Raw genomic sequence first — 10,489 nt, 5'->3', positions numbered from 1 at the left:
GTACCACCAGCGTGGCCACGTACCACCAACGTGACTACGTACCGCCTACGGCCACGTCTCGGACGGCCGGACCACGTCGAAGTGCAATCCGCTGGAACTTTCGCCGCCGCCGGGGTTCTTCTCGCGGCGGACCCACACGTGCCAGGAGCCGTCGAACCACCGCGCGAGCACCGGGCGGCGGGTGACCAGCGCGCCCTCCCTCGGCACTTCCTCCTCGTGCACCCAGTGGTCGGTGTGCAGCAGGCGGCCGAGCGGCTTCGAGTCGGCGTCGGGCTGCAGCAGCGGCACGAGGGCGAACCGGATCGACGCCGCCGTCATGGCGTGCGGCACGAGCGGCAGCCAGTAGTCGGGCACGATGGTCTGCACCGCGTACGAACCGACCGGGTTGGGCTGCGGCCCCTGCGGTGCGATGCGCAGCCAGCGCGCCCTGCGGTCGACGAGTTCGCCCCGGTCATCGGTGAAGGACGTCTGGACGGCCCATGCGAGATTGGCCAGTTCGTCGCGCGTGAGGGTCACCGATTCGAGCCGCTCGCCGACGGCGCCTTGCCCGGACGGCATGAGTAGCAGTCCGTCGTCGGCGCCGGTGACCGTGAACAGGTTCCAGTGGGGGTTGTCGCGCCCGGCGCGTTCGACGGTGTGCGTGGCGCCGAAGGTGTCGGTGACGACGATCGGCTTCAGCGCCGTCAGCGAACCGGCCGGCACTTCTAGCGGGACCAGGAACCAGTCGTTGCCGTAGACCTCGGCGAAGGCGATCACCAGCAGTCGGCCGGTGTCCAGCGCGGAGACGTCCGTCGACCCGAAGTCCAGTTGGGCGTCTTCCATTTCCCAGAAGCGATCGGCCGGGATCCCTCCGAAACGCACCGTCGAGGGGACCACCTTGCGATGGAACGGCGGGACGGGTGCCGCTGCCGGTGAGGCAGCCGGGTCGAGATCGACACTGAACCAGTCCAGGCCGTCGCCGAGGTATTCCTCGGCGTGGAAGACCCGGTCGCCGAAGGAGAAGTCCGTGCTGTGCTCGAAGCGGTGCGGGTCGAAGGTGTCGAGGGCATCGGGCGTACCGGGTGCAGCGGGTGCTGCCGCGGGAGCGACCCCGTGCCACCAGTCGATCCACCGTTCGCCGACGGCGGCCAGGCCCGGCACCCGTAGCCCGTTGCCGGCGTTGCCGTCCAGGTCCTTGGCCAGCTCGACCGCATCGGGGACCTTGGGCGCCAGCAGCGTGACGAGATTCGCCGGCCCGGCAGGCATCGGATCAAATGCGTATGCGGCCAGGACTTGCGGGAGTTTCGCCGTCAGGCCTGCCTGGTCCAGCAGCCGGACGAAATGCGCGCCGCCTTCCACCCGCAGGTATTCGTCCGGCCCGGCACTGTCCTCCGACTCGACCAGTGCATCGAGCGGACCGGTCGTCGGGTCGTACGGAACCCAGGGCCGAGGACCCGCCGGTGCAGGCAAGTCCCCCTCGCCCGCCGGCCGCCATGCGGAGATGAGGGTGCTGTCCCCGTCGATCTGCGCGAGCACGGGCGAGCCGGCATCCTGGCCGGCGAATTCGCCGAACTGCCACTGCCGGGCGAGGGCCCATGCCGGATCGTGTACGCGGGCCGCCAGCCCGGAGGCCACCTCGTGGGTACGCGAGAGCGGCTCCAGCCGGAACCGGAAGAATCCGTTGTGCTCAAACGCCGTCCGGGGCATCGGCTACTCCTCTGCCAGCTCGATCCAGAAGTTTTCCAGCATCGACGCCAGCGCCGTGCTGCCGAAGTCGCCCACCCGGCAGGCGGGGAGTATGTCGTCGACCAGCGGAAGATCGGAGAGGTCGACCGCGCGCATCTTGGCCAGCTCCAGGGTGTCGCGCACCACCAATGCAAGGCCGTCCGCGGTCCAGCCGCGTACGGGATTGGGCGGCACGGCGATCAGGACGGCCTGCGGCGCCTTCGCGTCGGGCCGGTCGAAATGGAACGCCACTCCGGTCAGCTCCGATTCCACCGGGACCGGGTCCTGGCCCGTCTTCGTCGCAGCCAGCACATCGGCGCCGGGCAGCACCTCGGCCCACTCGTCGAAGACGATCCCCGCGATCGGCTTGCCGGCGGGCAGATCGGCCGGTGTGTGGCAGACCAGGTGCCGGCGGGCCGGAGGCCGCTTCAGGGGATCAAAGGTCCCGCCGATCCATGCGCCGCCCCGGGGCAGCTGCGACGCCGACAGCCGGCAAGGCCTGCCGACGCGGGCGCCCGCCAGCAGCAGCGTCTCGTGCCAGGTCCGGACCGCCGGCCGGACCGTGCCGAAGCGGCGCACCCAGTCCGCCACGGCCGCGCCGGACGCACCGGTCGCCGAAGCGGGCAGCGCCACGCCGGGCAGCAGCGCGGTGAGCGGAAGGGCCGTGCCGAGCAGCTCGCCCAGCACGCGCGTCACGTTGGCCAGCCAGCCGGGGGCGGTCGCGTCCGCGGTAAGTGCCTTGATGCGGGTCAGGTCGCCCTCGATGCCGAGGGTGTTCCGCAGCCCGGCATCAGCGAGGCCAGCAACGAAGCCTGCGACCCGCCGCCGCACTTCCTCGACATTGGGGGCCGGCAGGTCGGGCTGGTCGTCGAGTACGTGCGCCGGCAGTAGCGGGCCGGCGCCCGCCAGCAGGCCCTGGATCCGGCCGGCGACGGCCCGTAGCTCGTCCCAGCCCCGCGTGAACTCGACCTCGGCCGCCGAGATCTGGGACAGCTGACCGAGTCTGGCGTACAGCCTGCGGTGCGTGCTGCCGGCGGCATCCAGGACCAGTCCCAGCGCGCTGAACCCGATCCGTTCGAGCGTGACGTCGAACTGCTTCGACACCGAGCCGTCCTTGACCGTACCGGCCAGTTTCCATGTGGCGGCAGGCCCGAGGAGTCCCGCCGCCCAGGCGTCCACCCGCGGTTCGAGTGCGGAGAACAGATCCGCACTCCACCCGGCAGGACGCGGCGCCTCGGCCGGCAGCACGGCCGCGATGCGGTGGGTGACGGCCCGCCCCCGGTGCGGGGTGCGCAGCACGTCGAACCGGTCCGGTACGTGCTGACCGCTGCCCAGGGAGTCGGCGGCCAGGCCTGCCCGCATGGGATTCCCGCCGACGAGCTGGTGCACGCTCTCGGCGAGCAGCAGGTCGCTCACCGCGTCGAGGGCGTCGACCAGATCATTCAGCAGCGGAAGGACCATCGGGTCGGCGGCCGGCAGCCGGCGCCTGGCCAGCAGCGTGTCCACCGTGCCGGCCGCGTGGGCCCGCGCGAGCGCGATGCCGTCGACGACGTTCCGGGCGGCGATCGCCTCGGAACTGCGCTTCCAGAGCTCGGGGTCGGGCTGCCCGGTTGCGGGCTCGGGGGCGACCGGTGCGGGGAACGTCCGCCGGAACTTGTCCTTCTCCCGGTCCAGCACCGCGTCGTGCAGAGCCCGCTCGAAGCGGTACCCGAGCAGCGCCCCCAGGTTCTGACCGCGCCGGACCCCGCCGAGCAGCCAGCGGGCGGTCCTGGCCCGCCGGGAGGTCAGGTCGACGGCGAGCGGCGAGAGCGCGCCGGCGGCGCCGGCCGGGGGCTGGGGCTGCCCGTCGACCGGCGGCGGAGCCTCGTCACGATGGGCCAGATAGCCGGACCGGAGCACGGCTGCGGTGGCCGCGTGGTGCAGCGAGGGGGCGTGCACGTACCCGTCGGACGGCTTCACCGAGCCGGGGTAGAGGTTCTCCACCCAGCCGTACCCGCCGAGGCGGATGCCGGTGGTGCCGGCCGCTCGGTTCTCGCTGAGCCTCTTGGTGGCCAGGGAGGTCGCCCACGCGTCCCACCGGTGGGAGTAGACGTCGAGCAATTCGAAGGAGAGCGGCAGGAATTCGCTCGCGGCCACTCCTGCGAGGGCTTGCAGCCCTGCCGCCATCGCGTCGGCCGCCGGCAGCCCCGGCTGTACGGAGGCGATGAGCCTGGCCGCGTCGGCCTCGGCCGTCGGCCCGCCCTGCCGTCGTGTGAAGACCAGCCGGTCGACGGTCTCGGGGATCGTGAAGGCGATGTCCGTCTCGTCGCCGAGGAAGCCACCACTGTGGGTTTGGAAGACGTCCCGGCTGTCGCTGTTCAGCATCAGTGGAACGAAGTCGCTGGGTTTCTGCGCCGCCGTGTTGAAGCGGAAGCTCCCGAAGACGGTCGGCTTGCGGTCGGGGGAGGGGAAACCCTCGCCGGTCAACGGCCACCGTGCTACGTACTGTGCATCGGTCAGCTGGTTGCGGAGTACCGCCACGGCGTCCGCGAAATGCCGGCGGCTGGCATCGAAGAGGTCTGGATATTTGTCGGCATTCGGTGCGAGGCGTTCCGGTACGAGGGAGTAGTCCGGTTCCGTGGTGTCGGAAGTCCAGGACAAGTTGCTGATCAGCTCGGACGGAATGGTCCATCGCAGCCCGGACCGGACGCCGGCAACCGCCACGGTGGGAGCGGGTGCGCGTTTGCTGATGCCGTCCCACTTCTCGTGTCCGCCCCGGGAGGTCGTTTCGCGACGGATCACGAAGTCGTTCGACACCGGAAGCCTCGACAGGATGTCCGCGGCGATCCGGTCGGCCGGCGTGCCGTCGGTCACGCGCGGAATCCAGCCCGGCGCGAGCGCGCCCCTCCAGTGATGGCGCAGCCGCTGCAGCCAGGGCAGGATCAGCGCGTCGGCGCCGTCGGGGCGGTCCGGAACCCACTCGTCGACGGCCGTCACCGGGAGGAAACCGTACGGCTGCCGCCCGAGCCGGACGGTCGGCAGCGGTCCGCGGCTGCGGACGTACTCGGCCAGATGAGCCCGTACCTCCTGCCACCGGACGTTGGCCTGCTTGCGTGCGTCTTCCGATAGCGGGCTGCCGCTGTCGAGCATGAGCGATTCGCTTTGGAACGCGAACGCCAGCGCCCACCAGCTCAACTGCGACAGCGCGGCGATGGGACCGTCGCCGTCGTGCCCGGCACCCGGGCACTCCGCGAGGAACGCCGCGTCGCCGGGTCCAGCTCCGGTTCCGAGTCCCAGTCCGAGTGCTCGTGCGAGGCGGGCGGCGTCGGTACGGTCCGTCAGCGCGGGCAGCGGGCCGGGCGGCATCGATACCGGACGGGAAGACCATGCGGAGCGGGTCTCCGGCGTGTTGTTCGTCGGCGTGCCGGGGGAGAGGAAGCCCAGTCCGTCGGTGAACGCGTGACCGTGCAGGTTTCGGCGCAGCCGTTCCGCCGCGGCCTCCGGCGGCAGGTCGCTGACCCCGATGACGAAGAGCTCGTCCAGGTGGTCGCATCCCGCGGGCAGGGCCAGTACGGCACCCATGCCGGCGGCCACCGCGGCGTCGAAGTCGATCGCCCACTGCGCATGCCCGTGGTCGGGCGCGGACTCGTCGGCGCCGAGCAGGCCGAGCGGAAGCGGGTCGGGGATGGCCGTGCCGGTCTGGTCGACGACCGCCTGCCCGCCGACAAACCCGAGGAAGCGCCACTGGGCGGGCATCGTGGACACCTCAGGAGCTCGCCTGCGCTCCGGATCCCGCAGTCGAGGCGTGGGCGCACCGGGGCGCGCGGCCCGCGTGGCCCACGCCGCGCGCGGTGCGGCCACTGTACGAAGCAGTGTCTGCCACGCCGGGTCGCCCGGATCGGCCCAGTAGGCGCGGGCCGCTTCGAGCTCGTGGGGGGTGAGAGCCGGCTCGAACGCGTCGACATGGATGTCGTCGGGGTAGACCCGCACCTTGATGCTGCGTTTGTCGGCGGCCCACTTCGTCTCGATGCGCACGGGCAGTAGTGCGATTGGCACGTTGGTCCGCTCGCCGAACAGGGGAGCCTCGGCGTCGAGCGCGGTGGTGAGCTGCTGAGCGGCGCCGTCGAGCTGGGAACGCAGGACGGTGAGATCTTCGCGCCGTTGGTCCTGTTTCTCTTTCTTGCCCTGCACGAACCCGTGGAGAGTGCCACCGAAGTTCGGATGATGCGTCGGGGCGCCCATGCGCTGCCACTCGTGAATCCTGCCCAGCGTCACCTCCCTGGCGTCCACGTCGATCACCTTGATGTCGTGCTCCAGGCGAGCCACGTCGAGCGCGCGGCGCAGCGCGAACGGGCTGCCGCGGGGAGGCAGTGGCGCAGCCAGGGAAAGGACCAACGCGTCAGGCCCGTCGAGCCGCACGATCGCCCCGTCGACGCCGAGACTGAACTGGAAGCGAACGCCCGGCGCTCCGACCGCCGTCAGCACGTAGATAGCCGCCGGAATGAGCGTGACCTGATGGGCGGCGTTCCGGGACAGGGCACCGGCGGACCAGCCCGGCAGCTCCGGCATCAGATCATGCGGCAAAGCCCGCCCGTCCACGGTGACCGCGAAGCCGGAAATGGTCAGCGTGCGCCAGGAAGCCACGGCGAACCTGGAATACCGCGGATCCAGCACGACCCGCCCGTCGGGAGTCACCGCGAAGTGGAAGTCCGCCATCCCCCTGGCGAGGATGAACATGTACTGCTGCGATGGCATCAGCGTCAGCTCGTGGACACTGGCCCGCGACAGCGGCCCTGCAGTCCATCCCAGCAGCTCCGGATTCAGGTCGTGCGACAGTGCCATCGCGTTGATCGTCACCTTGAATCCATGCAGGATCAGGGTCCGCCCGGCGACTTCGGCGAATGCGACGTATCCGGGGTCAAGATCGATCCGCCCGTCGGGAGTCACCGCGAAGTGGAAGTCGGCCATGCCTCTGGCAAGGGTGAGCATGTAGTGCTGGCTGGGAATGAGGGTGAGTTCATGGGCGGTGGCGCGCGGAAGCACCGCGTCGTTTCCGTTGAGGAACGGCCGAAGGTCGTGGGATAGGGCTCGGCCGTCGATGGTGACGGTGATTCCGTGGATGGTGAGGAGGGGTGTGCCGTTGGGGGTGGTGCTGGTGGTGGCGCATTGGGCGGTGGTGGGCGTGAGGGTGATGGTGCCGTCGGGGTGGAGGTCGAAGGCAGGGACGATGACTCTGGGGCCGGGGACAAATCCGTAGCCTTGGGCGGGGATGAGGACGAGTTGGTTGACGTTCGTGCGCGGCAGTTGTTCGGCGTTGCCGTTCAGGAAGGGTTCGAGGTCGTGGGATAGGGCTCGGCCGTCGATGGTGACGGTGATTCCGTGGATGGTGACGAGGGGTGTGCCGTCAGCGGAGACGCCGACCGAGCCGCACTGCGCCACGGTTTCGGTCAGGTGCACCGCTCCGTCGACACCTACGTCGAACAGCGGCACCACTACCCTCGGGCCGGGGACAAATCCGTACCCCTCGGCTGGCAGGAGCGTCAACTCGTGGGCCGTGCTCCTCGCGAACCGTGCCGCACTGCCCTTGAGGAATGCCTCCAGGTCATGCGACAGCGCCCGCCCGTCGACCGTGACAGGGAAGCCACGGAGAATCAGCGTGCTGGTGCCGCGTCCTCCGAGGAAGGCGTCGTTGGCGGCTTCGTACTCGACGAACCCCTCTTGCGTGACCTGGAATTCGAAGCTCGCCGGTCGGCCGGGGACCTGCTCGATGCCGTAGACCCCGGGGGCGAGGGAGAGTACCGGCGCGTCCGCGCCGTCGACGAGATCCGGGCTGTGACCTGAGACAGAAAACTTGGTGAAGGTCAGACCACTGCTGTCGATTCTGATCTCGGCTGTGTCGCTTCCCGCTTCTACCATCCCGCCGATCTGGAAGTGTACGCCGTCGTTCCCTGAGCCGCCCTTGAACCTCGGCTTCAGGGTGAACGCAATCGACCGGAAGAGCCCGTTCAGGCGGACGCTGCCGTTGGAATCAGTGGGCTCGCCTGGGGGTGGTTGACGCGCCTCGCCCATGACCTTGTTGCCGTCGACCTTGAAATTGTCGGTGTCGCCGCTGAGCCGGGTGACCTCCGTACCCACCGGAAGATCCAGAAATTCCAGAGTCGAGGCGAGCGATCCCAGATGAAAGACGGGATCCTTCACCTCGGCATCGAATTCCACTCTGAACGAACTCCCGCCCCTGAGACCGAAGATTTCCATGAGGTCCGAGGCGGGCAGGGGCGGGGTGAAGGACGCCGTCTGAAAGTCTGTGAACGTCCCGTTGAGGATGGCGGTGCCCAGGGGGGCCTCATCCGTGGCCACGGTGCGCTGCCCGGTGAGCTTCACCTGATGGCCGCCCAGGGTTCCGATGGCCTCGGTCTGCTCGTCGTTGAGGAACGTCCAGTCGACGAACGCGAGCCGGAGTGTCGCCATTTGTCTCGGCCTTCCTGACGATCTGGCCAAATGCGCGGCTGCTCCCGGGCCTTACCCGACCTGGGCGGCGGTCGTACTCGACGAACGCCTCTTGCGTGACCTAAACCGAAGGTCGCCGGCCGGTCGGCGAGCTGCTCGACGCCGTAGACCCCGGGGGGCGAGGGACAGCACTGGCGCGGCCCGCGTCGTCGACGAACATCCTGGAAGATGTGCCGACGAAGGAGACGTCCCGACAACTCCCCGTCGCGCCAAAGGAAGCGGAGCACAGAGCCGGGATTTGGGCGTTGCACTCAGCCGAGGCGGCGACTGCACGCGCAGATCTGCTCATGCCTTCACATTCCAGGATGTCACGGTGACCCTTGGTCGCAACACGATCAATGCCGCCGAGCGCGGTGCACTCGGCCGTGCGAGCATCGAAAAGGTGGGGTTGCAAGGAGGTGTCTCATGCCACGGACCCCCAACCGCCGCCGGATGACTTCAAAAAGGATGCGGACGGGCCCGAGTCGTGTGGATCTCGAAGATTCACTTGATCATCGGGCGAACCGGCTACGACAAAGCCGAGACCGACCGCGACGCCCGGCAGTGGGAGACAAGGCTCTTGACCACCAGGAAAGCGGGGGAAAGGTGCGGAAGGCTGACGACCAGAACCCCGATGGCGGCCCTCGCCGGGCGCCACTGAACCGCCCTGTGCCTCGCAGACCGGCGCATTCAGTGCGGCCCTGGAAGTGGTGGAGATAGAGGACCGGCAGGCGAGCGGCCGAGTGCTGGCGGCCTTCGCCGATGCACAAGCACCCGCCTGCACAAGCACCCTCCGGGGCACCGCCGGACGGCCGTGTCGCCCGGGGTCGACCTCGCCGCGGCCGATCGACGTGGTGCAGGACCGCTGTACGGACGTGGGCGTCACGCCGCGACGGTGGTCGGAGCCTTAGCGCAAAGGGAGTGACTCATGCTCAAGTCGGATCTGTTCGGCGACAGTGCGGACTTGGCGCTGGTCGCCGCGGGAGATCGGAGAATTCTCGCACCCGAAGCCTCGGACTCCGTAGGACTCGTCCAGCAGGCCCTGGTAACGGTCGGATTCAAATTGCCTGATTTCGGCGTGGACAGGTCGTTCGGGCCGGAGACCGGAGCAGCTGTTACTGCTTTCAAGGAGGACCGTGCTCTCCAGCCCTCAGACCCAGTCGTGGGCAAGGGGACAATCACCCGGCTCGACACGGAGCTTGCCTACCTCCAGGGCCTGGACACTCCTCAGGCGTTGAGCGACCGCAAGCTTCTCGTGAGCGAGCCGTTCACCGCGGGGGTCCTGGAATCCGTGCATCCCGACATCGACATCACGGGAAAGGTGTTGCAGTTCTTCGAACTCGCAGACACCCTCTGCTTCTCCATGTCGATGGCAGTGCTCGACGCACCTCAGCTCGCAAGCTTCGTCGGACGGTTCGTGGAACCGCACATCAACAAGGATTTCTGCCGGAGGAACGGACCGTGCAGTCCGGCCAACGACTTTTTCGATACCGCCAACAGCGCGGCACTGTATACGGATTTCTTGCGGGTCCACAATCCGGCGATCGATCCTTCAGTCATCGCCACGGTGGGAGCAGGAGTCCGGCCCGATATTGTCAGCCACCGACCCGGACAACAGGCCGAGTGGTATGAGATCAAGCCCCTGTCTCCGGCAGGTGTCTCAGCCGGACTGGCCAAAGGTGTCAAGCTCAGGTCCAACTACGAAACGAACGCATTCCCGTACAGACCTGGCAGGGCGTACACACCCAGTGCCAAGATCACCCTGGGCGAGTTCGTCACACCCGAGGGTGAGCGACTCGAGGTCTTCATCGAACCCAGGCGCCTGCTGCCCGGACTGATCTTCTACCGGTTCTGCGTAGGCGGTGATTTCGTCCGCTACTTCAACCGTGTGCGGCTGGTGGCGGGAATCCTTGCGATCCTGGTGGCGCTGGCCCCGGAACTCCTCGAGGTGGGCGCCGCCGCCGAAGAAGCCGCCGCGTTCATCAGCCTCCTTCGCTCCATTGCCGCAGAGGTGGGTGCTGTCCTGCCGTCCTTGTCCCCCGCTCTTTAAACCGCGCTATGTGGTGAGTTGGACACGAGGTCACGGAGGGTACGGCGCAGATGTCGGTGAACAGCTCATGCTCCAGGTGGATGAGGAGCAGCAGACGGCACAGCGGGGACATCGGCGGCACGTCAAGCGCTCCTTGGCGACCGCCTGGTACTGCTTCAAACGGTTGATCGCCCGTTCAAGGAGCAAGCCGTAATGCACACATAGACGATCGGGTGCGGGGAACTGAGCCGTCAGCTGGTGGTGCGTCTGCTGGCCGAGATGACGACACGG

General features: G+C 68.6%; 3 protein-coding genes. 1 reads left to right on the top strand and 2 read right to left on the bottom strand.

Annotation, left to right across the window (positions count from 1 at the left end; translation table 11 throughout):
- Window positions 1–45: 45 nt before the first annotated feature.
- Complete coding sequence (locus ABIE67_RS00135; protein WP_370251550.1) at window positions 46–1,686, bottom strand: hypothetical protein; 1,641 nt, start codon at window positions 1,684–1,686, stop codon at window positions 46–48.
- A gap of 3 nt (window positions 1,687–1,689) precedes the next feature.
- The gene (locus ABIE67_RS00130) at window positions 1,690–8,151 is read right to left on the bottom strand and encodes a hypothetical protein (protein ID WP_370251548.1); all 6,462 of its coding nucleotides are present in this window, start codon (window positions 8,149–8,151) and stop codon (window positions 1,690–1,692) included.
- Between the two features lie 946 nt (window positions 8,152–9,097).
- Here ABIE67_RS00130 and ABIE67_RS00125 point away from each other — a divergent pair.
- On the top strand, window positions 9,098–10,219 hold the full coding sequence (locus ABIE67_RS00125; protein ID WP_370251546.1) for a peptidoglycan-binding protein: 1,122 nt from the start codon (window positions 9,098–9,100) through the stop codon (window positions 10,217–10,219).
- The last annotated feature ends 270 nt before the right edge of the window (window positions 10,220–10,489 follow it).

This window comes from Streptomyces sp. V4I8, assembly GCF_041261225.1.
GTDB lineage: Bacteria > Actinomycetota > Actinomycetes > Streptomycetales > Streptomycetaceae > Streptomyces.
Note: the sequence above shows the minus strand (reverse complement) of the source record. Positions and strands in the feature narration are given on the sequence as shown.

Bases quoted from the DNA above. Each gene is read 5' to 3' on its own strand.
- ABIE67_RS00135 (WP_370251550.1), bottom strand. From the start codon at position 1,686: ATGCCCCGGACGGCGTTTGAGCACAACGGATTCTTCCGGTTCCGGCTG.
- ABIE67_RS00130 (WP_370251548.1), bottom strand. From the start codon at position 8,151: ATGGCGACACTCCGGCTCGCGTTCGTCGACTGGACGTTCCTCAACGAC.
- ABIE67_RS00125 (WP_370251546.1), top strand. From the start codon at position 9,098: ATGCTCAAGTCGGATCTGTTCGGCGACAGTGCGGACTTGGCGCTGGTC.